Source organism: Halomonas sp. GT, assembly GCF_002082565.1.
In the GTDB taxonomy this organism is placed as follows: Bacteria; Pseudomonadota; Gammaproteobacteria; order Pseudomonadales; family Halomonadaceae; genus Vreelandella.
On record NZ_CP020562.1, the window covers coordinates 2,644,073 to 2,668,491 of the forward strand.

Below are 24,419 nucleotides of genomic sequence, written 5' to 3' on the forward strand. Positions count from 1 at the left end.
ATAAGGGGAGCATATTACACTCCCCATAGCCCAGAGCCTTCAAAGCTCGGTCTTTAAAACTCGGTCCTCAAAGCATAGCCTTTACGCATTTCCCCAAACAACAAAATACGGATTCAGCTTTTCACTGGGGTTGGCATAGCTAAGCGGCTCGCCTTCTAACGTTTCAACCCGGCCACCCGCTTGTAGCACGACCGCATGAGCAGCGCCAGTGTCCCAAAGGCAGGTAGGGCCTAAACGGGGATAAGCATCGGCCTTTCCTTCTGCAATTAAGCATAGTTTAAGCGAACTGCCCATGGGCAGCATTTCGTGCTTGCCTAGCTTTTCAAGCCACGCTGCCAAGTCCGGACTGGGGTGCGAGCGACTACCCACGACACGCCAAGTGGAAGCTGCTTCCGGCCTACCTGCAACTCGAATCTCATGGCGTTCGCCATTCGCTTCCACCTTAAATGCACCTAAACCTTCAGCGGCGACATAAGCGGTTTCAAGCGCCGGAGCGGTAACAACGCCTAACACGGGTTTGCCGTTTTCAATCAGTGCAATATTAACGGTGAACTCACCGTTGCGCTTGATAAACTCTTTTGTGCCATCAAGCGGATCTACCAGCCAATAGCAACCATTGCTGTCCACACCAGCAAAGCCTTCTGCATCCTCTTCAGAGAGTATAGGCAACTGTAAAGAAAGCGCCTGCAAGCCGCACACAATCACATGGTGAGCTGCTTGATCCGCTTCAGTTAATGGGCTTTTGTCTTCTTTCTCTTCCACGCTAAATTCGCGTGCATAAACCGTCATAATGGCATCGCCCGCGTCACGAGCAATACGTTCCACAGAATCCAATAACGCTTGATCAATCATCTTGTCATTTCCTTATGATTAAGCCACCAAACAGGGACTGGCTGCTTGGTGGCTTATCAGTATTTACATTACGTGTTTAACCTACACTGCATGGAAATCAGCTAATTAGGCCACGCTCACGCAACGTCTTAATCACGCTATCAGCCGCTTCTTCGGCACTCATTTCTGAGGTTTTCAGATGAATATCTGGCGACTCAGGTGCTTCATACGTTGAATCAATGCCTGTGAAGTTTTTCAGCTCACCGCGACGAGCCTTTTTATAAAGACCTTTAGGATCACGAGCTTCTACTACATTTAGCGGTGCATCTACGAAAATCTCGATGAATTCACCTGCTTCCAGCAAATCTCGCGCTAGTTGACGCTCGCTACGGAAAGGCGAAATAAACGCGGACATAACGATCAACCCAGCATCAACCATCAGCTTGGCAGTTTCCGCTACGCGACGCACGTTTTCAACGCGATCAGCATCAGTAAAGCCTAAGTCACGGTTTAAACCATGACGAACGTTATCACCGTCTAGTAAGTAGGTATGCTGGCCCTGGGTAAATAGCTTTTTCTCAACCAAATTAGCGATCGTTGATTTACCAGCACCAGAAAGACCTGTGAACCACAGAACTGCGGGCTTCTGGCTCTTCGCCAACGCACGTGCCTGTTTATCAATATCCACGTGTTGCATATGAATATTCTGGCTACGACGAAGGGCAAAATGCAGCATACCTGCACCCACCGTATTGTTCGTCATACGGTCAATCAGGATAAAGCCGCCAGTGTCGTGGTTGTCTTTATAGGCATCAAAAGCAACCGCACGGTTGAGGCTAATCGTGCAGACACCAATGCCGTTCAAATCAAGCTGCTTGCCAGCCGTGTGTTCCAGCGTATTAACGTTAACCTGATATTTAATATCGGTAACGGTCGCTGACACCATTTGGGTGCCTAGCTTCATTAAGTAAGGGCGGCCTGGCAGCAGCGGCGCCTCATGCATCCACACTAACGTTGTTTCGAACTGATCAGCCGTATGCGCAGGCTGCTCTACACCGGAGATGACATCGCCCCGAGAGATATCAATTTCATCTTCCAGCAGCAGTGTTACCGACTGTCCTGCCACCGCCTCATCCAAATCACCATCAAAGGTATAGATGCGTGACACCGTGCTGGTTTTACCAGAAGGCTGAACACGAATCTGATCGCCAGGGCGAACAACACCACTGGCTACCATGCCACTAAAGCCACGGAAGTCCAGGTTAGGACGGTTCACCCATTGCACTGGCATTCGGAAGGGAGAGCGCTGCAAATGCTCAGCATCCAGCTCTACCGTTTCCAAATAGCCCATCAGCGTAGTGCCGTGATACCAAGGCATGTGCGGGCTCGGCTCAATAACGTTATCGCCTTTCAACGCCGACATAGGGATAAACGTAATGTTTTCCAAACCGAGCTGTTTGGCAAACGTACGGTACTCTTCAACGATCTGGTCGAAACGCGCTTTAGAGTAATCCACCAAGTCCATTTTATTGATGGCAACGACGACATGCCGCATGCCCATCAATGACATTAAAAAACTGTGGCGACGCGTCTGCGTTAAAATTCCGTGGCGCGCATCAACCATCAAAATAGCTGCGTCTGCCGTGGAAGCACCAGTCACCATGTTACGGGTGTACTGTTCATGCCCAGGCGTATCAGCAACGATAAACTTACGCTTTTCAGTGGAGAAAAAGCGATAGGCCACATCGATAGTGATGCCTTGCTCACGCTCTGCTGCCAGACCATCAACCAGCAGCGCAAAATCCATATCGCCGCCCTGAGTACCATACTTTTTAGAGTCAGCTTCAATAGCAGCCAACTGATCTTCAAATAACAGCTTGGATTCAAACAACAAGCGACCGATCAGAGTACTTTTGCCGTCATCGACGCTGCCACAGGTAATAAAACGCAGTAAGCCTTTGTGCTCATGAGCCTTCAGATAACCTTCGATGTCTTCGGCAATGAGTTCAGATGAATGCGACATTAGAAATACCCCTCTTGCTTTTTCTTCTCCATAGATGCTGCGCTGTCATGATCAATCACTCGCCCCTGGCGCTCAGAGGTCTTAGTCAGCAGCATCTCTTGGATAATAGCTGGCAGCGTATCGGCGTCAGACTCCACCGCTCCTGTTAGGGGGTAGCAGCCTAGCGTGCGGAAACGAACCTTGCGCATCATCGGGACTTCACCCGGCTCCAGCGGCATACGCTCATCGTCTACCATGATCAGCGCACCATCACGCTCAACTACGGGGCGCTCTGCCGAGTAGTACAGCGGAACAATGGGAATATTCTGCAGATGGATATACTGCCAAATATCCAGCTCAGTCCAGTTAGAGATGGGGAATACGCGAATAGACTCTTTAGGGTTCTTACGCGTGTTGTACAGCTTCCACAGCTCAGGACGCTGATTTTTCGGGTCCCAGCGGTGCTGAGCAGAACGGAAAGAGAACACACGCTCTTTAGCACGTGACTTCTCTTCATCACGGCGGGCACCGCCAAAAGCCGCATCGAACCCGTACTTATCAAGTGCTTGTTTCAGGCCTTCGGTTTTCATCACATCGGTGTGAATCGCCGAGCCATGTGTAAACGGGTTGATGTCTTTCTCAACGCCTTCCGGGTTGATATGCACCAGAAGATCCATACCGATCTCTTCGGCCATTTTATCGCGGAATTCATACATCGCACGGAATTTCCAGCGCGTATCCACGTGTAACAATGGAAACGGCGGCGGCCCAGGCGCAAACGCCTTACGTGCCAAGTGCAGCATGACCGCAGAGTCTTTACCTACGGAATAAAGCATTACCGGGTTTTCGGCCTCGGCGACCACTTCGCGCATAATCTGGATGCTTTCCGCTTCCAGTCGCTGTAAATGGGTGAGTGATGTCATCATCTTTCCCGACGTTGTGTTAAAAACTGTTTTCAAGTGGTCGCTCGCAGCACCGCCTTAAAAACCCTGTAAAATTAGCAGCATGTTGATGCTGAATAACGACTTACCTTGCTTACCTCAGGACTTACCTCAGCTGCTGTTAGGCGCTAAGCGCTAAATCAGCAGACACAGGCACTAGACAAAACGACGCCTGCTGCGCCAACCAATCGGTAATGTCAGGGCTAGCGGTTAGCAACGCCCCATGAAACACCAGCACCTTCACGCCATAAGCCTTCAAGGCGGCAAATACAGATAGATATGCCTGAGCGTCTGGCGGGCTTTCAAAGCAACGCATCAGCAAACGGCCTCTCGACCCATGCAAATAAATCTGGAACAGCGACTTCGTAGGATGGGCAATATGTCGAACGCCCCCCTGCCACCGCTGATCAGCCTCTTTCAACTTATTGAAGCGCGGAGCTACTGCGGTTCGAAACCAGCGGCCCTGTTGTGAACGCTGCGTTGCTAAGGCACTTAGCTTCCAAGGCTCATGCTTTAGCCCCTGCGCTTCCCACCAATGTTCAATGGCCCGCTGAGAGAGCACAACACCATGCTGAATAGCCAACCACTCGGCTAATCCGGCACTGCTCCAGCCTGGCTCAATCAAATGCGGCGTATCTTCTGCCCGTTGGATTGGAACTTGTTCTGGCACTTGAACAGGTTGTTGAAAAAGCGCCTGCCACAATAACGCCTGAACATCCGCACTAAGCACATTTGCCTGACCCTTTAACCGTCCGCGTGGCTTGACAGGTACAGCCGCCCACCCGCCTTCTCGAAAGGCTTTCCACGCTGCCGAGACAGTAGGCGCTGATAACCCTGTTTGTTGACTGACCACCGCGACAGTGTAACCATCTAAGCGTAGCTGAACAGCCTGCTTACGACGCGCATTCAACAGTTCAGGCGATAAATGTTTAGTGCTCAATATGTATTTTAACCTTTTGATTTTTAATCAATATTTAGCGTTGAAAAATACTATTTAAATCAATTATTAGACACCATCATAAAAGCCTGCGTAAAATCCATCAAGCACCTAGTGTATTTTTTGGTTTTATAAGGACCCATCATGACCCCCTGGGCCGTTTTATTTTCAATTACCGTTTTGCTCGTCCTATTAATCAGCGGCAAGGTTAAGCCCGCTATTGCTTTTGTTACGTTTGCCAGCATGTTTTTGCTGCTAGGCTTTGTCGACACAAGTACGCTACTAATGCAATACACCAACCCAGCACTTGCTACCTTGCTATTATTGCTGCTTGTATCGCTTGCATTAGAGCGCTCGCCATTACTCGATTGGCTTTCCCGCCACCTGCTTAAAGGCCATCCACGTCTTGCTACGGCTAAATTAATGGGCAGCACTGCGGTTCTGTCGGCATTCTTGAATAACACTGCCGTCGTCGCTGCTTTTTTAGGTGCCATCTCGCGCCAAGAGCGTATTGCTCCTTCACGACTGTTAATTCCGCTCTCTTATGCCTCGATTTTAGGCGGGATTACCACCCTGGTCGGTACGTCTACCAATCTAGTAGTGAACTCCTTTAACCTCAGTGCCAGCGGTAGTGAGCTAGGCATGTTTCAATTCAGTTTAGTGGGCGTGCCTGTCGCATTAATTACGCTGTGCATACTGTTATGGCGCGCAAGCGCTCTACCTCACCATCGCCTGGAAGATACTGACGAAAAACTCTCCTACTTTCTCGCTGCCGATGTAGAAGCCGACTCACCGATGATTGGCAAGAGTATTGAAGAAAACGGCTTAAGAAGCCTAAATGGGCTGTATCTATTAGAAATTGAACGTCAAGGCCGCCTAATCAGCCCCGTCGCGCCAGAAGAACGCCTTCAAGCGGCCGATACGCTAGTATTTACTGGAGAAGTAAGCAAAGTTCAGGCACTACAACGCTTTCCCGGACTCAATCTATTTGGACATCAAGCCGATAACCTGCTCGCCACTAATTTGGTAGAAGTGGTGATTTCCCATGAATCAGAACTTTCCAGCAAAACACTACAGGACGTCGATTTCCGTAGTATGTTTAGTGCAGGCGTTGTTGGCATACGCCGTGGCGGCAAACGCTTAGAAGGCCAGCTTGGCAAAATCCCACTGCGGGTGGGCGACTGCTTGCTGCTGGCCGTGAGTGCTGACTTTCGTCAACACCGCAATATAGACCGCAACTTTCATCTGCTCAGTGGTAGTTTTACACGACCACAACTCACGCGAAAAGAAAGCATCATTACGCTAGGCGGGTTTGCAACGGTTATCGCACTGGCGACTGCCAACTTACTGCCGCTGTTTCATGGCTTGCTACTGTTACTGGGCGGCCTATTGCTATTAAAAGTGATTAGCTTGGCAGAGCTACGCCGCCGCTTTCCGTTTGAGCTTTGGCTGATCATTGGTTCTGCATTGGGAATAGCGCAAGCGTTAGAAAATTCGGGGGCCGCCTCTGTTCTGGCAGAGGGAATGCAGTGGATGTTTAGTGGTTACGGCGTTTACGCCGCTTTTATTGGCTGCTACCTACTAACATTATTGTTAACCGAAACAGTTACCAATAACGCTGCCGCCGCACTGGCTTTTCCTATTGCCTGGAGCACCGCCCAAGCCTTTGGTGTCGACCCTTTGCCATTTGTGATGGCAGTTGCCTATGGTGCCAGCGCCTGCTTTTTAATTCCCTTTGGCTATCAGACCCACCTGATGGTGTATTCCCCAGGGCGCTATAAAATTACAGATTTCTTCAAAATCGGCTTGCCGGTTAGCCTAACCTACTCAGCCGCGGTCTTAGTGATTACCCCAATGGTGTTTCCTTTTTGAGCACGACCAAAAAAAAGCCGCTGCAGTGTGAACTGAGCGGCTTTTTTTAGCATTGGTTATACAGGCGCGCTTTACACCTCATAACCCGCTTCGCGAGCGAGCGTCGTATTGGCTTTTAACCATCCTTCAATATGTCCACAATCAAAAGTACGGCCATGCATACGGAACGCTTGTACAGTTTTGCCTTCTTGCATCAACCGGTCAATCGCATCGGTCAACTGGATTTCATTACCAGCACCAGGCGGTTGGTCGCGCAATAACTCCATGATGCGATAAGGAAGCACATAACGACCAATGACTGAAAGGCGAGAAGGTGCTTCTTCAGGCGATGGCTTTTCTACAACACCGCGCATGTTGGCGCTTTCCCCCGCGGCTGGCTCGTCACAATCAACAATGCCATAGCGGTAAACATCTTCTTTGGGCACGGCTTCAACCATAATTTGCGAAGCATCGTTGGCATCCCAGCGCCCTACCATGCTGCCTAAATCACAGGCATTGCTACCCACCTGGGGCTTTACCAACACATCAGGAAGGATGACAGCAAACGGCTCGTCTTTATCCAACAGATGCGCAGCACAGAAAATTGCATGGCCTAAACCTTTTGCATTGGGCTGGCGGACACTGGTCACTTTGAGTTTTTTGGGAGAAATAGCAGACAGTGTTTCCAGTAACGCATCTTTTCCCTTACTGGCAAGTGAATGCTCAAGTTCAAAGTGGGCATCAAAGTGGTCTTCTATGGCTGATTTACCCGCTCGCGTCACCAAGATTATTTCATTGATACCCGCCGCCAGCGCTTCTTCTACCACATGCTGAATCAGTGGACGATCCACAACAGGCACCATCTCCTTAGGGATCGCTTTGCTGATGGGCAGAAGGCGTGTGCCAAAACCAGCTACCGGAATAATCGCTTTGCGCACTTGAGTCATTAACTACTTCCTTTATCATTTCGTTGCTTACGCCACTCATTCACTTTATGCAGCAGTTGAGTAGTACTCGGATCTTCTACATTTTGATGCTCAACTGGCTCATTTGCCAACGTTTGGTACAGGCTTGTTGCCAATCGCTTTCCAAGCTCGACCCCCGGCTGATCGAAAGGGTTCAAATTCCATAAGACCGATTGAACAAACACCTTGTGTTCATAAAGCGCCAGCAAGGCTCCAATTGACCATGCATTTAACGTTTTCAACAATACAACAGAATTGGGCTGATTGCCCCGATACCCTTGAGCCATATAGCCACGAAGCGATGGAGGAATCGCATCATCACCCAACGCAAATAGCTGCGATTGCGCCAAACAGTGAGCTAAGGTTAGCTGCTCCTGGGCTTCCAGTGCACGGCTTACTTTTTCACAGGCCGCCACTGGGCGCTGCGTAACCGCCACAAAATCAGCGCTCACCGTGTGGCTACCTTGATGCAAAAGTTGGTAAAACGCATGCTGGCCATTAGGCCCCACATCTCCCCATAAAATGGGGCATGTTGCATGGGAAACAGAACGCCCATCCAAGCCAACACTTTTACCGTTAGACTCCATTTCTAACTGTTGCAAATACGCGGCTAAGCTCTTCAAACGGCCATCGTATGGCAGCACGGCATGAGTGGGAATATTCAAAAATTGCGAGTTCCACGCCCCTACCAAGGCCATCAATACTGGTAAATTTGATGCTAACGGCGCCTCCAAAAAATGCTTATCCATGGCATGCGCCCCTTCTAATAGCGCATCGAAGCACTCCAAGCCAAGCTGCATTGCTACACTTATCCCAATAGGCGACCACAGCGAAAAGCGACCACCGATCCACTCCTTGAACACCAACTGCTGCGATTCAGGAATGCCAAAATCCGTCATTTTTTCAGGCTTAGATGACACACCAATCAACTGATAACGACAAACGGTCGCTTCATCTACCTCTAGTGCGTGACTTAACCACGCCAGCGCCGTACGTACGTTAAACTGAGTATCTGCGGTAGTGAAGGATTTGGAGGCCAACACCAACAGCGTAGTCGCAGGGTTTAAGCTCTCCATCAAGGGCAGCAGCTGCGCGCCATCCATCGTAGAAACATAGTGCACGTCTACTTTAATGCTACTGGGGCGATCTGCTAACGCTTCACTGATCAGTTTTGGCCCCAAATCAGAGCCCCCCACACCAATATGCACAATATCGGTGATCGCTTGCCCGGTAGCGCCATACCACTCACCACGATGGACCCGCTTAACCATCTCCGACATACGTTCACGCTGGTGCTGACAAAAAGCTGCTGCACTTTCCATGCCCTCTGGTGGCACTTCGTTAGTTGGCCACCTTGCAGCCACATGCAGTGCCGCCCGCTTCTCAGAAGGATTGACTTCAGCACCAGCAAACAGCGCCTGCCGTTTAGCAGTTAGCCCACAGCTTTCTGCCCATGCCGTTAAAAGCCCGATGGTTTCAGTCGTTAAACGCTGCTTACTGAAATCAATATGCAAGCTACCGAAGGTGAATGCCAATGCACGGGCACGCTGTTGAGCACAGCCGGAATCATTACCTAAAAGATCACTTAAGGACTGGGCATAAAGATGTTCTGCATGCACATGCAGTTCATTTACTGGTGTATAAACACGTGGATTTACGTTAGAAAGCGGTGAGTTCATATTGTCTTCCTTGATTAATTAAGGGATGACCTGACAAATATACAAGGCAAAAGCTAAGCCAAATCACCCCTCATCACATTCAACGCGAGAGTTTACAATAGGATGACAAAGAATTGTTAAGTATGAGTAGCAATCTCGTACTCCGATAGCTGCTTTTGCGTGTACGTTGGTCCAGGTTGAAGAGCCTCAATCATCGCGAGCTTAAGCTACCTCCCACAAGGTACCGTGCCGCTGTTCTATTGTAGGAAGCCGATTTATCGGTGGTCCGACATCCCGGCGATGGCGGCGTAGCCGCCCCGCTGTTTACCCCTTTAGCACACTGGAAAGCAGCGTGGTGGCACTATCAATCAGTTCATCTAAATGCTGCGGGCCTTTAAAGCTTTCAGCGTACACTTTATAGAGCGATTCAGTACCGCTGGGGCGCGCAGCAAACCAGCCACTGTCAGTGGTTACCTTCAAACCACCAATGGCCTCTCCGTTGCCCGGGGCATTAACCAACACAGCGGTAATCAGGTCACCGGCTAACGTGGTTTCCGTAACACTGTCAGCAGTAAGCTTCTTAAAGGCCGCTTTTTCTTCTGCTGTACAGGCAGTATCTACACGCTTGTAGAATGGCTCACCAAAGCGCTCGGTTAAGGAACGGTAGTATTCACTGGGTGTTTTCCCAGTGACTGCGGTGATTTCAGCGGCTAACAAGCAAAGCACAATGCCGTCTTTATCGGTAGACCAAGCATTTCCATCGCGAGTTAATAAGCTCGCCCCAGCACTCTCTTCACCACCGAAGGCAAGCCACCCCTGGTGCAGCCCTTCAACAAACCACTTAAAGCCAACCGGTACTTCATAGAGTTCACGATGATGAGAGGCCACAACCCTATCAATCATCGAAGAGGACACTAGCGTCTTACCGATGTTGAGCGTTTCAGCCCACTCAGGTCGATGGCCAATCAAATAGTCTACGCACACCGCTAAAAAGTGGTTCGGGTTCATTAAGCCATTGGCATCAACAATGCCGTGGCGATCAGCGTCAGGGTCGTTGCCAAAAGCGAGATCGAATCGATCTTTAATCTTTAACAGGTTAGCCATGGCATCAGGACTAGAGCAATCCATACGAATCTTACCGTCATGATCCAGTGGCATAAAACCAAAGCTGGCATCGACAGACGTATTGACCACCTCAAGATTCAAGCCATAGTGTTCAGCCACTGCTTGCCATACAGGCAAGGCGGTACCGCCCATCGGGTCGACACCCAACGTAAGATTGTCTTTTTGAATAGCGGTCATATCCACTACGCTACTCAGCTGAGCCACATAATGGGCCGTGAAATCGTACGCTTGCGCGTGCGCTAGCGCCTGCTCTAGCGGGGCTGGAGAAATGTCACATAACTGTCGTAGCAAATAGGCATTGGCGCGAAGCTCAATCCATTTAGTTACTTCAGTGTCAGCAGGCCCACCATGAGAGGGATTGTACTTAATACCGCCATCTTCAGGTGGATTATGGGAAGGCGTAATAATTAAGCCATCAGCCAATGCAGCGTCTGGTGCTGTCAGGTCATTAATGTGGTTATGCTGCAAGATCGCTCGACTTACAAGCGGCGTTGCCGTAAAACCATGATTTTTTTCGATAAGCACCGGTACTTTGTTAGCCGCAAGCACCTGTAAAGCACACTCCCATGCGGGTTTTGAAAGGGCATGAGTATCATAGCCAAGGAACATAGGGCCTTGGTAACCTGCCTCATTCCGGTAATCTACTACAGCTTGAGTAATCGCAAAAATGTGTGCCGCGTTAAAGGTGCGATCTGTGGCACGCCCTCGGTGACCTGAGGTTCCAAATGCTACACGCTCTTTTGCGATGTTGGCATCTGGGGTTTCATCAAAAAACGCCTTAACGATGGCATCCATTCAACTTGCTCCCTCATTTACATTTGATTGGTTCGCGCGTGCCTGCCAAAAGTTTATAGCACGCTGCGGATTACCGATTTCACTGGCATCTTTCGCGGCTTGGTGCGCCATTTTAGCCGTCGCGATAGGATTATTAAGTAGCTGTTCAATAGCAGCTTGCCAAGCCTCTGGGTCATCCTCTACTAACAGCCCATTAATCCCATCATTTACCACGTCGGTATAAGGATAACGGTTAGAGTAGACGCCCACTCCGCCCATCGCAGCAATATCCAGAAACTTAATAAACGACTTGCCCTGATTAAAGGGCGTATTTAATAACGGCGCCAAACCAATGTGCAGGTGGCACTTAGCCTGATAACTGCGAAAAGCGTGCCAAGGTAGCGGGCCTGGTGCCAAAACATTGGGTAATTCTACCAAGGCGCTTGGTGTATGCTTACCCAGCATCAGCTCAAGCTGTGTGTCGTCGCGAGTGTACTGAATAGCCTGCAAAGCAGGAGCAATGTTCAACAAGTCATCCAGGTGGGCTCGAGTACCGTGGAAACCGATTCGCCACGGTGCCGAGGCTGAAGGAGATGACTCAAAGTGGGTCTTCATTGGCAGCGTAGCGATAAGAGGCGGCGTTAAGACTGATACGCACGGGTGATGAGGACGAAAACGCTCAGCCAAAACATCGCTGCACGCAATTACTTCATTGCTTAATACCATTAAGCGGGGCTGAAACTTAGCAACGCGCGCCATACGTTTTCGGTAAGCTGGCGGCAACGTAGTGTCATGGGCGGCCGCCCCAATATCATCATCAATTAGATAACCGATATAGCCAAATGCTTGGCGATGCCGTTCTAGCCAGCGCAGCCAGCCCAACGGCAGCGAGCGGCATAGCAACAAATTTGCGCCAGCATACTGGTGTAAAAAAGAGCGGCCATGACGCCAAGCCGCACCAAAAGAGCGCGAAGCAACAGCGCGCTCAATCGTTGCCCCCTGACGTCGCAGCGCCGGAGCTGCTGATTCGAGAAAGTAGATATCTTCAGTGGGCAGGCCACTATCGCTAAGAACGATAAACGTATTATTTTGCACATAAAACCTGTACAGGCCGGATAAGCACTATTCTGCGCTAAGAACGACTTTCTTTTCCCAAGCCCATGCATGACGAATAATTGTTTCTAAATCAGCATATTGTGGCCGCCAATCCAAAGCTTCTTTTGCCAGGGTAGCATCTGCCACTAACGTTGCAGGATCACCAGGACGCCGCTGACCTTCTTCGACAATGACCTCTTTGCCATCTTCAGCCACTACCTTTTGCACAGCAGAAATTACTTGTTGAACAGAATATCCCAGCCCATTACCCAAGTTATAAGCAAGCGCTCCCTTTAACTGTTGCGCGTTCAATGCATGTAATGCAAGAGCATGAGCAGAACACAAATCTTCGACATGGATATAATCACGTACACAAGTGCCATCTTCGGTCGCGTAGTCGCGTCCAAAAACTGTAATGTGACTGCGTCTGCCTGATGCCGCCTGTAAAATAATAGGTATCAGGTGCGTTTCAGGATCGTGGCACTCACCAATATCGCCTTCAGGGTCTCCTCCGCAGGCGTTGAAATAACGCAAACAAACGGAGTTAAGGCCATGAGCATTGTAAAAATCCTGCAATATACGCTCAACCATTAGCTTGCTAGCACCGTAAGGGTTGATAGGTGTTTGAGCATGGGCTTCATCAATAGGCACATACTCTGGCTCGCCAAATGTGGCCGCAGTGGAAGAAAATATAAAGTGTCGTGTGCCATGCCTAACCATCACCTCTAGTAGGTTAAGCGTGTTGGATACATTGTTACGGTAATACTTACCTGGTTGCTGAACAGACTCGCCCACTAAGCTTGCAGCAGCAAAGTGCATCACGCCATCAAAAGTATATTGTTGGAATAGCTGCTCAAGTAAATTGGTATCAGCTAAATCGCCAACTACCAGTTTTCCGTACCTGGCCAAAGAACGAAAACCGGTGGAAAGATTATCTAAAACCACCACATCATGACCTTGGCGAGCTAACTGCTTCACCATATGAGATCCAATATAACCTGCGCCACCCACTACCAATACCTTCATGCTGCCTCCTTAATGTCACGCCGATACCAAAATAGCTCTTGCCTACCCGACACTTTAAAATCTAATAAAAAACCAGCGTCAATAAGCGTTTTGTAAATAGCAGTTAACTCAGAATCCGTTAGTATCTGCGGATGAATTTCAACAATAATCTTCATAACACTGTTTAAATTCAATCCTTCAAAAAATGCAGATTCACCACCTTCAATATCAATAATAAGCACTGTGGGAAGCAGCTCTGCCATAACAAGATGCTTATTAAGTGCCGGAACTTCTACCTGCTGATACGCTCCTTCTTTAGGCTGTAGTAAGCTACTGCCCCAAAACGCAGGTGTTACATAAAATGGCTGTGTACTTTCTTCCTCTAAAAGCACAGCATTATGTATATCAAAACTAATATTATTTAATTTTTGATTATGTTGAATATAAGAGAGCAGCTCTGGATTAGCCTCATACGCCACGTAATGAGCAGGTTCGCAGCAACGCATCACCGTTATCCCCATAAACCCAACCCCCGCGCCAAGCTCGAGAACACGATCGTCTCGATCAATAGCATATGCTACCAGCTCGGCCTCCTTATGTTCATAGCTGCCATCTGCCAGAGATCGAAGTAAAGATATAGGTGGCTGCTTCGGAAAAGAGAGTGAAACACCATTTACCTCACACAGGCCGTTTTTAGCTACTTCTAAATACCGACAATATTGTTGCATCTTTTTGTTCAGAAAAGGCCCATCTGGACGATAATACAAAGCACGCTTCATTAACTTGTGCGCCTGAACAAGATCCAACCACTCCAAAGATGTCGCCATATCACGCAATACATCGGCAATATCATGGCGTTGACGAATTGACAGCACGCCGTCAATCGACATGCTTGTCAATAAGTTATATGCCTTATCGTTTAACAATTTTGAGAGATCATAATTCCCTAATACATCTTCAATAAGGTTAACATCTGATTTTAAAAAAATAATATTCACACTTGCCCTTAGCTAGTACGAGTAAAGCGACGCAACCAAGACCTAAGTAACGACTTAGTTGTAGGACTGCCTGCGGTAGTTGATTGCTGCTGAAGCAAATCATAGCGCCGCTGCAAATTCCGATGAGAACGATCTAATGACACTAAAGCATGCATAGCATTTTTAGCAATTAATTCTACGTCGTTTATATAAAGTGGAGTCTGATATGGTGACTCTAAACAATAGTCGCTATAATAATCAGCTGCCCACCAGGCAGAGCATTGTCTCATTTCTAATTTCTGCTTTTCATTAAGAGCATTCAAAAGCTTAAGGTTACTCGATTCATAGTAGCTTAAGCAAAAAGAAATATGCTGGTCACTAAGCACCCAAGGTGTAGATGCTTTAGGAAAATCAACATGACGAGCCATTACAAACTCAATTTCAGAGGAGTGCGCACCACTCCGAAGCTCTTCATGCTGTTGAAAGAAACGTAACAAATAAGCAGGCAAACTTGCATTTGCGCGAGAAGTAGCAGCCTCAGGCTGCTCCAAGAATTGATTAAAGTCGGAAACGACATCATTAGGAAGCAGTCGTACCGTAACATTATCTACACCGGGAACTGCTAACCATTCTTGATAAACATTAAACCAATCGGCTTTCTGTATACTACTTTTGAACCATAAATCAAAAGGTTGTCCAGTCCAAGCGCCCCACTGCCACCAGGCAGAGTTTAACCACTGTACTTGAGGGCGAACATACATAACAACATCTGCTTTTAAACCTAAGCGTCTTAGTATATCTAACTTAGCAAACTGAGAAAATTGATTGCCCCAAGCTTCATTGGAAAAAACTGGAATATTTCCCAGCTCGGCAATCTTAGCGATAGCATTTCTACAATCCTGCCACTGCGTAGACTTCCAATCAGCGATTTTTCGCGCAGAAACAGAGGGCATATACCCAGTTGCAGAAGTTTTCGCCAAACGTTTGACTAGCTCTCCATTAAGCACTTCTGCATTTTCACGGATCACAGTATAGCTGTATGAACCGCTAAGGAGATGGTTAGACAATGCTATTTGTAAAGCACTGCTACCACATTTTGGCATACCAACATGTATAATGGCATGTACTGCATGGCTAGCCATTCAATTGCTCCATTACGTCAACCACGTGCTGAGCGATCTCTTCATGGGAAGGCCATGGAACACTTTTCCACTCGGGATCTAGGGCTGGAAGTGGTTCATAAAATAATCGGCCATCTTCACGACCCAAGTACGTCTGAGCTATATAATGATAGGAAGCTAACTGCTCTTCTATTAGCCGTATACGAAACTCGGGCTTAATCATATCTTGAATATGTCTTGATACATCATCAAAAGGCACTTTTTTAGCATGCTTTAAAAGAGCATATCGCAGCTCTTTACTGGCATTTAGTCGTTGAAAAATATCCATTAATTGAAGTGAACGAATTGGCAAGGATACATTATCTCGCTGTGCCATGTTTGGTAATTTATAGAGTAAATTTTGCTGGCCTATAGCCGTAATAAAATCACTAGCTAAATCAGGTTGATTTTGCTCAAATTCGTATGGACGAACAATTATATTTTCTTTTCCAACTACCTCTGCCCACCGATCAATTAAGTGACGGTAATCACCATAACGGGGATTTTTTTTACGTTGAAAATTAATAAAGCCATAGGCCCCCTTATTCCAAGGGGGGAGGTGCTTCATTTTAACCGCTTGGGCATAGGCGGAAAGCCACCAATGGTCGTGACGGCGTAAGTAAATAACGACCTTTAACGGGTAGCCTTTAAAAAATTTATTCAAACGGTCAAATGGTTTGTTAAGCAAAAAATCTTCAGAACTGATAATAATTTGTTGGGTATCGGAAGTGATTTCATTTTCTAAAGATTTTAAGAGTGCTTCAGGCGAACATATCCACTCTGAAGGAACTCCAGGATTACAAAAACCGAGGGAAGCACTTAAAGAGTAATGTGCCGCTCCAATACGACCTGTCTTAGGATACAAAATACCGTGCTTAGCTAGCTTATCACTGGCTTGTTGAAAATAAGCTTGCAGCGCGGTGGTACCAGTTTTATTCATACCAATATGCAAAGTAATATTTGGCTTAGATTTTTTAAAATATTGACTAATCATTACCTAACCTTCCATAGCCCTAGTAAACACCTGGCTTTGTGGGATGCAAAAAATAGCTATGAATACCCTACGTGACGGTGTTGGTTACGTGCTGCCATCAAAAATGGCTGATCAAACAAGTTGGATCCTTTGAGCGGATTGATCCAATTAATGAGCTAAATAGTTTCTAAGGCAATGCCTACGTGACCGATGAGAAGAACTTCAGCCATCAGAAAAAACATTAGCACTTACTAATTTAATTTAAAATAATTTTTATAAATTTGGCTACAAATATCCTTAATTAAAACAATCTTTAATGGAATCGTTCAGACTCGCGAAGTCCAAACCTGCATCGAGTCAGCAGAGTTAAGTGCCGAAAAACTTGTTTAAGTGGCCGCCAGAAATGATTCGAAGAGAATATGTAACACCTCACAAGAAATTTTTGTAAGGACTTAAGTGATTCAGATACAGCGGTATGCCATCAGTTTTTTGATCGGATTGGACTTGGCCTAGCAACTTGCATTAGCCGCATTGAAGAAGCATAAAGGGAATAGCAACTTTCTATTTCTATTGGAAATACCCACGCAATGCCTCATCCTTAAAGGCTGCCTCTGAACCATGGATCATGACTCTAGCAGGTTTTTATAGAATCATAAAACACAATATCAAGGTGAATTGTCCGCACCAGCCAGGATAATTAAGCGCAACAAAATGTCATGGCTAAGAATATAACTTTTAAAATCACATTAAAAGCCTATAAAATCGGCCATTAGGAGCTCAAATGTTTGATTTCATGTCATAACTCAAAGTCAGAAATACTGTACATACTGACAAAAAATAGCAGAGAGTTGATACTGAGCCTCTCATAGATAATTAAAATTATAGAAAAAATAGAAATACAACACGACAAAGCAGTTAATGAAGAAGTTAACACTTAGATGGATACTTTAAATCAATCTTATTGGGCGCTGCAAAACCGCGCTGAGCGCGGTTTTGCTTGCACTTTCCTAGACTAATAGATTGTAAAATCAAGTGGAGCATTATACAAGCAACACTAGATCAATCTATACCTGAGTTAAACACCAGCTTCACTAAGAGCTTTAGCTCTATTTATCGAAACAGCTTTGGATTAATGAAGTATTCTGCTTTTCATTTCAATTAAAACAATAAATCTGAGAGCAATGTCTTACATCTCGATTTTAAGGACTGCATTATAAACAGACCTTGAAACAAGAATATAAACCGTACTCAAACAATCAAACTGCTACGATAATTTTCACTCAAAAACTGATCGACATTATTAACCTTCAAATATCTAGCAAAATCACTTAATCGATTATCAAAAGCGTTCCAGTAACTAGAGTAATCACACAGCTCATACAACTCATCAGCACTAGAAAATTGCTGCAGTTTATCATGCATTATATAAGGAAGTTTCAAATGCTCACACAGTTCAAAAGTTCTCATATCATGCGCTATCCAAAGCGAAGGAACACCGGCCCAAAAAGCGATCATATTACCATGGAAACGGGTTCCATAACAGAATCCATATCCATCTGAAAAATGGTTAACCCAATCTTCTACAGTATAGAACTTATAAAAACTTTTTTTAATGTAATTAAAATAATCACTCTTGCTTACCTTACCACTTTCGAACATCCTAAGTAAATAAGGTGGTTCCCAATGAGCATTACCATTTTTCAAAAAGTCTTCACGACTTAGATCTCCAGTAGAAATTCTCTCTTCAGTTGGATCACCTTGACCAATAATATTACTCCCACTATTAATTGCGATTTCCAGCAACTTGCTTTCATCAGGCCCAAGAGACAGGTACACACCAGATTTTTCTTCGCTAGCATTAAATTTATTAAAGAAAGCATCTTTTCTATCTCGGTTTTGAAGTCCTCCAAAATAAGCAGATTGACAACCTATGACTTCGACATTCTTGACGCCATATTTATTACAAAGCTCCGCTGTAAATTCACCTCTTACTGCAATTGATTCTGCGCGATCAGATATAGCCTTTAGAAGTCGAACTGAACGATCATCGACTTTAGCGTCTTTAATACTCTGCCCGAGTTCTGCTTGACATCCAAATCCAAATGTAGTGACTGGTAAATCAAGTTTTTCAATAAAATCAGCCACATTTTCGTGTGAAGCAATATATTTAGGAGTCCTGTTTACATGTAGCATAGTTGCTGTAACGAATCCCAAATGAGTAATACTTTCACGAGTCCTAGCAATATTATCTGCGCTAGTATTTGTCCCTACCTTAACCCAATCTTTAAAAAAAGAACGGGCAGCATATCCATGAACAATATTTCCCGTATTATCTTTGCTGCCATGAGGAAGACCACTAGGATTGCCAATAAATCCAATTTTACTAGCATTTTGCATAACATAATCCTTTTCTAGTTAACTAATTCACTCAAAAAAAATCAAGCTTTACATTAGGTAAAGATTGATCCGGCTTTAAATCTAAAACCCCAGACTCAGAATCATTTTGAAACATTCCTTCAGTCTCAAGAGATGGAAGAGTTAGTTTGCCATTTGCGACATCTACTCTAACCACAATTTTAATTATCTCACAACAAAATATCTGAAACAAATATTTCCTACAAGACAGAGTTTGTTAAGCATAGATTATTATTTAGTATAACTTATATTTAAAATCTCGAAAATTATCTTGATTTTGGCAAACAATAGAGCATGCGGTAGAAGCTTTTTTTATTATACTTAACAGAGAGCCGCTAATAAGAAAAAAACCCAGAAAATAAAATCATTTCAAAATCACTAGCCGTAATTATCCCCAGTCATCAATAAAGCATAGTTGTTTTTCGCTCCCTTCGTAAGAAAGAATTAGCCACCCTGGTGACTTTTGAATAACCGGGGATATAAATCTGGCAACAGATGAGTAAGATTTATTTTTAAATTTTTCTTCAATCCTTGGAGAAGGCAAACCAAATTTAATCTCAACATCACAACCATTTTCGCTTCTAAAAATAATCTTAAAATTCTTTTCTATATCCGAATCAAAGAAAACACCGGAAAAAACAGTTTCATCTTCTCGGACACCAGGCAGAGCACTCCAGACTTCAAAACAATCCAGTGAATATGAATAATCGCTATACGTCAGACTAGAAACCGGAAGCTTAACGAGATTAAACTTACCCAAACTTTGTGATTGCTTTACTAAGATATCGGAACCAGGAAACACTAAGTACTTATCTTTTGTACCTTGACCTCCTCCCCTAAGCATTTTTTTCAACACATCCGCAGTTGGAGTACTTTCTTTAACTCCCAAAATCTTAAATGCTTGCTCTGCCAGACTCTGGCTATAATGATAAACTCCTGTATACAAGGATTCAAAAGTTAGTGAGAGAGGCTTTGCTCCTGTTTTATTTAAATAGTCATACACAAACCTCATCTTTCTTCTAGATTCAATCTCGTGTGAAATCAAGCTACTTACATTCACATCAGACTGATAAACCTCTTCATTAATTCTTTTCTTATTCTTATGCTCCCTCCCCCATATGCCTGTTTTTTGGGCATAATTCAAACTCAAAAGCCTATCAGTAGAATACTCCCTATACAGAAACAAATGACGATAACCGTACTCAATGCTTTTTTTCATTAAAGCTAAATTCAGCTCATCCGGCATTATTTCAAGACAATGCTTTATCAAGGGCTTACTTTTAAGAATATCATCTATACTTTCCTCAAGTTCACAATAATTTTTATTTTTTTTCCAGTTCAGGGTAACATTCCCATAAATTCTATCTATATTAAACGGCTCATGCTCGACAGTTGGAAAAGGCATTGCTTTAAAAAGGGCTTGACCTAAATTAGTTCCCCCAGATCTGCGAAAGGTCCAAATAATCAAAGGCTTTTTATCAGACATAGCATACTCGTAAAATTAAAATTTAACAGAATTTTCACTGCAACCAAAACTTCCATTAGCCTCAGCTAACATACTTGCATAACGTTGGTACTCTTTAGCACCACCATAGTGCTGCTTGCGTTTGATCTCTTCTTTTACCTTGGCTTTAAAACCAGCATGATACTTAAAGTGAGCAAACCATACGTTATCGCTCAGTACATTAACATTTGCAATATCGTGAATGCCTTGAGATGTACGAATCCATGGTGTGTACTTGAGTAACGCATATTTTTGCGATGTAAAGGCATTTGGTTCAGCATTTTGATCAATTCGATGGCGCAGGCTGCTTACAGAGCTAATATTATTAGAATAAAAACCACTGCCAATACACCAGTCCACCAAGGGTTTTTTATCGTGCCAATTCGCTACTTCAAATGGTTTATCGACCGTAAAATCGGCATTATTCAAATCACCGAATGGGTACATATCAATCATATCCGTACGAATGCAATCGTATCCTTTTGACTCTACTTCCTCTACATAGCTTTGCAGTGAACGTTGCTGGTAGCCAGGGAATACCAGTAGCTCATCTGCATCGGCAATCAACGCCCATTTTCCTATGCAGTGGTTGGCTAAAATAGCCTGTTGCCAAGCTACTCCATAATGTGAGTATTTATACTCAGTGTCTGCTGAGTAGAGCACAACATCCGGTTGCTCATAGAGGTATTCTCGCGTGCCATCATCCGAACAATTATCAGAAATGATAAATGCTTTAACCCCTAACTTCCGGTAATGATCCAAGAAATGTGGCAGCATAATCATTTCATTACGCACAGTGGCTACGACAATAACACAGCTGCTAGTAAGCTCTTGTACTTTTTCCAGTGAAGAAATCAATTCAAGCTGGTTACTTTTCTCCTTAACTGAAGCCCCCCAACAAGATGGCCATATTTTTTTAGGCCATAGTTGATCTGTTCCTTTTACTTGATAGGCAATCTTTTGATGTTCCGCAAGATCTAGGTGGGTAACCTGAGTAGGCGTAGCCGCAGATGGCATAAATGTATTTTCAAACATGCCGATAGGTACAGCAGCGCCATAAGTCCGGCGGCGCTGATAACATTCGTAATCTTCATTATTTGGTGCAATTCCTTGCATCGCTAGCAAGTCGCCTACCAACTTATCCTCCATGAAGGAGTTAACGATTAAGCGTTTACCCTCAGGCGTTGCTTTCGCTTCTATTAGTGCTTTAAGCGCTATGCGTGAAAGAGTATAGGCACCGCCGCCATCTGCATATAAGGAGGGTTCTGGCGATTTATCCAGCGCTTTTTGGGCACGCATAGTCTTAGATTTTGTATGGTGCCAACTTCGGTCCATACCACCAATAGGGCGATAAATTACCCGCCCATAATAATGGTGCTTGCGGTAGGCTAAGGTATTGAAGTAATTGTCTACATCCAAATAGCAGTCATCGTCAATTTTTAATACGTATTGAGCAGCCGTGTTCTGATACACCCACTCCATCAACTTTAGCGATTTATGGGGTAAATCTTCATAGGTATCTGAAACGTTAAGCTCTAATATGTCCCCCGTTAGCGTGTCATTGCCGTCACCAACCATAATCACATAAGGTATTCCACGTGCCTTTAGGTCTTGCAGCCAGGTTTCACGAATTGCCTTAATACGGGTGTCCAAATAAGCACGGCAAGAGTAGATCACCACTAAGGTGTCTTGCGGCCAAGCCGGCTGAATGCTAAGTTTTTTTGCACTGAGCGCAACCGGTGTGATTTTAGAAAACAGTGCATCGTGAATATTACCAAATTTAGCTTCTAACGTGGCACGTATCCCTTTTAACCACTGCTTAATCATAGCGTGCTGATTCGATAACTGCTGGAGGTTAGCCAACGCCGTACATGCAGGTGCAGGTAACCAATAGGCCGGATTCGAGTCTGCTATTATTTGCTGGAGACAGTGATCGATAAGCTGTAAGTGTGTAGAGGCGTCTTCTGGATAAAGACTTAAAGCACTAGTCAGCATATCTACACTTAAGAACATGGCGTGCCAGTTGTGAATTGCCATGAGTTGATCATTACCAAGCCGGTTTTCTAACAACGCTTTTGCGGCAAAATTTTGTGCATTATTTGAAACACTGCTGGCTCGTTCAGTATTTTGACGCAGTACGCTACGAATATCATCACGATATAATGCTACTAACTGTTCACTAATGGCCTGATTAATCAGTGGGTGTGCGGCATAACGCACAGCTTCCATGTGATCGGCACCAATAACATCCTGCAGTAGTTCGAATAATTCTTGATTTCCAAGAGTTTGTTTTGGTAGAAGCGCTGCTACCAATTCACGCTGCATAAAACGCGCTTCAGGGTTGCGTTTTAGTTTGAAATATTCGAGCCCACGATGAACCTGACGCCACTGTGTAGTGAGTTCATCAAGATGAGTAAACGCATATTGAATAGTCTGCCAGTGCTGATGCGCTCTTACCAAGGAAGCAGGCGCGCTAGGCATCATGCCCGCTTGATCTAACTTCTGCCAAAAAGAGGGTGAAAGACCATAGTGACGAACAGCTGCTAAAGCGACATCTTTTTGCTGGTAATCGGTCATCTGTGGAAGCTTACTCAGCATCGCTACCAATGAGTCTTGTAACAATGCATCATGAAGCCGCGAAAACCATTCGCCCTGAAGGTTATCTAATAGTGTTAATACGGCATAACGCATTTTCTCGGCTTGTGCCTGGGTAGCCTCCCCTCGCGATTCTAACACTTGTATATGATGAACTGCATACCAAACACACTCTGTGTTAAGCCAACCTTTGTCCAGCATTTTTCCCAACCGCCACATCGCATCGGTTGCCCGACCTAGCTGACGGTCGGCTACCAACGGAGCAATTGCTAAGGAAACCGCCCAGGTATTATCAGCATGATCAAGTGAGTAGTAACCCGTAAAATCCGTCAACTGCTTTAAGCTAAGTAGCTTGGCTTCTTTGGCCATCAGCGGAATAACAGACTGCAAGAAAGTTTTTTTAACGTTACCTACCAGTTGAAGCTCGTGAACAACCGCTGAAATCGCATCGAATGTATTGCTGTGTTTTTCCTGGAGTTTATGATTTAATTTTTTTTGCGCCTGCCACATTAATTGCGTATCAAAGCCAACAGAATAGGAGGCTATAGAAATTTCACTTTCTTCCTGCCCACCCCCTGCATTCAAAAAACTATCTAGCTGCATAGTAGTTGCAAAATCACGATAATAAGCTTGGGTACTTTCCTCCAGTGAAGTTAATGCCCCAGAAAAACGTAGGTGCTCTAACGCCAATAAGCCTAGATACTGCTTATTGTCTGATTCTTGCAATTTGGCGATATCTTCAAGCCATAAAAATTTCTGTTCGCTTGTGAGGCTAAGTTTAAGTGCCCCCGGATAACTTACAGAATGAATACTTATCTCAATAGTGTTATTAAGAGCCGATTTACAATTTTCCCAAACATACCCAGGCACTTCAATTTCAAATGGATGTTGTACAGTTGCTTTGATTGATGCAGCTTTCTGTATGGCACTACCTATCTTTGCGAGCGAGCCCGATGCCTCAGTGCTTATATCACTAATAGGGGTGCGAAGTAGTACTGGCCAATCCTGAGTTTCTTTACCTAACTTTACTGTTAATAGAGGTGTCTCGTGAGTAGCTAACGTAATGAAACCTTTGATAACAAAATGATCAAAGCCTTCAATTCCTGCTATCACATCGCCATGTTTGCTATTTATTGTGCTTATCAACGCTTCCTTATTAATCTCTGAACTTATAGTCGCCTCAGACGAATAGCTAGCGCTAGAAACTTGGTTTGTTTTTTTTTGTAAGCTTGGCAAATCACCAGTAATTTTTATTTCGTGACTATCAGCCAAAACTACCAGCATTGTTTTATCTATCTTTTTGCTAATTAATGCGTTTTTAACTTTATCAGGTAACTCAGCTGTAAATCCTGACGTATGAAAGTCATTACCATGTTGAGCCGCAACATCATCTCTTGTATGCCATTGTGGAGCCAGTGTGTATTCTTGCCCCTCAAGTTTTATACTCAGTGACAACGGTTTTCTGTCGAGATGAATTACCCAACCTTCTATACCTTCATGTGTTACACGCTCGACGTAGCCTTCAACTCTTTTTTCTACTTTTTTGGATTGAAAAAATGCTTTAGGCTTTTTTACTAACTGCTTCATTGGAATCATCCTTGCGTACTCTCA

General features: G+C 45.0%; 16 protein-coding genes. 1 reads left to right on the forward strand and 15 read right to left on the reverse strand.

Annotation, left to right across the window (positions count from 1 at the left end; genetic code table 11):
- Positions 1–81 precede the first annotated feature (81 nt).
- From cysQ to B6A39_RS12355, 4 genes are all read right to left on the reverse strand, one after another.
- Positions 82–852 carry a 3'(2'),5'-bisphosphate nucleotidase CysQ gene (cysQ, locus tag B6A39_RS12340; protein WP_083006122.1) on the reverse strand — a complete coding sequence of 257 codons (771 nt, stop codon included), beginning with the start codon at positions 850–852 and terminating at the stop codon, positions 82–84.
- 97 nt (positions 853–949) lie between these two features.
- Positions 950–2,854, reverse strand: coding sequence for a sulfate adenylyltransferase subunit CysN (cysN, locus tag B6A39_RS12345; protein ID WP_083006124.1), 1,905 nt, complete (start codon positions 2,852–2,854; stop codon positions 950–952).
- Positions 2,854–3,792 (reverse strand): sulfate adenylyltransferase subunit CysD, encoded by a 939-nt coding sequence (gene cysD / locus B6A39_RS12350; RefSeq protein ID WP_332308447.1) that lies wholly within the window; start codon positions 3,790–3,792, stop codon positions 2,854–2,856. The genes cysN and cysD overlap by 1 nt, the downstream gene beginning before the upstream one ends.
- A 103-nt stretch (positions 3,793–3,895) precedes the next feature.
- Complete coding sequence (locus B6A39_RS12355; RefSeq protein ID WP_198036713.1) at positions 3,896–4,714, reverse strand: helix-turn-helix domain-containing protein; 819 nt, start codon at positions 4,712–4,714, stop codon at positions 3,896–3,898.
- A 141-nt stretch (positions 4,715–4,855) separates the two neighbouring features.
- Between B6A39_RS12355 and B6A39_RS12360 the strand changes: the two genes are divergently transcribed.
- Positions 4,856–6,583: an SLC13 family permease gene (locus B6A39_RS12360; RefSeq protein ID WP_083006133.1), complete on the forward strand. Its 1,728-nt coding sequence runs from the start codon at positions 4,856–4,858 to the stop codon at positions 6,581–6,583.
- Positions 6,584–6,654: 71 nt separating this feature from the next.
- Here the strand turns inward: B6A39_RS12360 and B6A39_RS12365 are convergent, their stop codons facing one another.
- The 11 genes from B6A39_RS12365 to B6A39_RS12415 form a co-directional block, all read right to left on the reverse strand.
- Positions 6,655–7,509, reverse strand: coding sequence for a UTP--glucose-1-phosphate uridylyltransferase (locus B6A39_RS12365; RefSeq protein ID WP_083006136.1), 855 nt, complete (start codon positions 7,507–7,509; stop codon positions 6,655–6,657).
- Positions 7,509–9,206, reverse strand: a complete 1,698-nt coding sequence (gene pgi / locus B6A39_RS12370) for a glucose-6-phosphate isomerase (protein ID WP_083006138.1) — start codon at positions 9,204–9,206, stop codon at positions 7,509–7,511. The genes B6A39_RS12365 and pgi overlap by 1 nt, the downstream gene beginning before the upstream one ends.
- A gap of 303 nt (positions 9,207–9,509) precedes the next feature.
- Complete coding sequence (pgm, locus tag B6A39_RS12375) at positions 9,510–11,105, reverse strand: phosphoglucomutase (alpha-D-glucose-1,6-bisphosphate-dependent) (protein ID WP_083006140.1); 1,596 nt, start codon at positions 11,103–11,105, stop codon at positions 9,510–9,512.
- Positions 11,106–12,179, reverse strand: coding sequence for a glycosyltransferase (locus B6A39_RS12380; RefSeq protein WP_083006142.1), 1,074 nt, complete (start codon positions 12,177–12,179; stop codon positions 11,106–11,108).
- 27 nt (positions 12,180–12,206) lie between these two features.
- Positions 12,207–13,205, reverse strand: a complete 999-nt coding sequence (galE, locus tag B6A39_RS12385) for a UDP-glucose 4-epimerase GalE (RefSeq protein ID WP_083006144.1) — start codon at positions 13,203–13,205, stop codon at positions 12,207–12,209.
- Positions 13,202–14,182: an FkbM family methyltransferase gene (locus tag B6A39_RS12390; protein ID WP_083006147.1), complete on the reverse strand. Its 981-nt coding sequence runs from the start codon at positions 14,180–14,182 to the stop codon at positions 13,202–13,204. Before B6A39_RS12390 ends, galE begins: the two co-directional genes overlap by 4 nt.
- Positions 14,183–14,190: 8 nt before the next feature.
- Positions 14,191–15,303, reverse strand: a complete 1,113-nt coding sequence (locus B6A39_RS12395; RefSeq protein ID WP_083006150.1) for a hypothetical protein — start codon at positions 15,301–15,303, stop codon at positions 14,191–14,193.
- On the reverse strand, positions 15,296–16,315 hold the full coding sequence (locus tag B6A39_RS12400) for a hypothetical protein (protein WP_083006152.1): 1,020 nt from the start codon (positions 16,313–16,315) through the stop codon (positions 15,296–15,298). Before B6A39_RS12400 ends, B6A39_RS12395 begins: the two co-directional genes overlap by 8 nt.
- A 1,227-nt stretch (positions 16,316–17,542) precedes the next feature.
- Positions 17,543–18,691 carry a polysaccharide pyruvyl transferase family protein gene (locus B6A39_RS12405; protein ID WP_083006154.1) on the reverse strand — a complete coding sequence of 383 codons (1,149 nt, stop codon included), beginning with the start codon at positions 18,689–18,691 and terminating at the stop codon, positions 17,543–17,545.
- Between the two features lie 406 nt (positions 18,692–19,097).
- Positions 19,098–20,195 carry a hypothetical protein gene (locus tag B6A39_RS12410; protein ID WP_083006156.1) on the reverse strand — a complete coding sequence of 366 codons (1,098 nt, stop codon included), beginning with the start codon at positions 20,193–20,195 and terminating at the stop codon, positions 19,098–19,100.
- Positions 20,196–20,210: 15 nt separating this feature from the next.
- Entirely contained in the window at positions 20,211–24,395 is a 4,185-nt protein-coding gene (locus B6A39_RS12415) for a glycosyltransferase family 2 protein (protein WP_198036714.1), read from the reverse strand.
- Between the last annotated feature and the right edge of the window lie 24 nt (positions 24,396–24,419).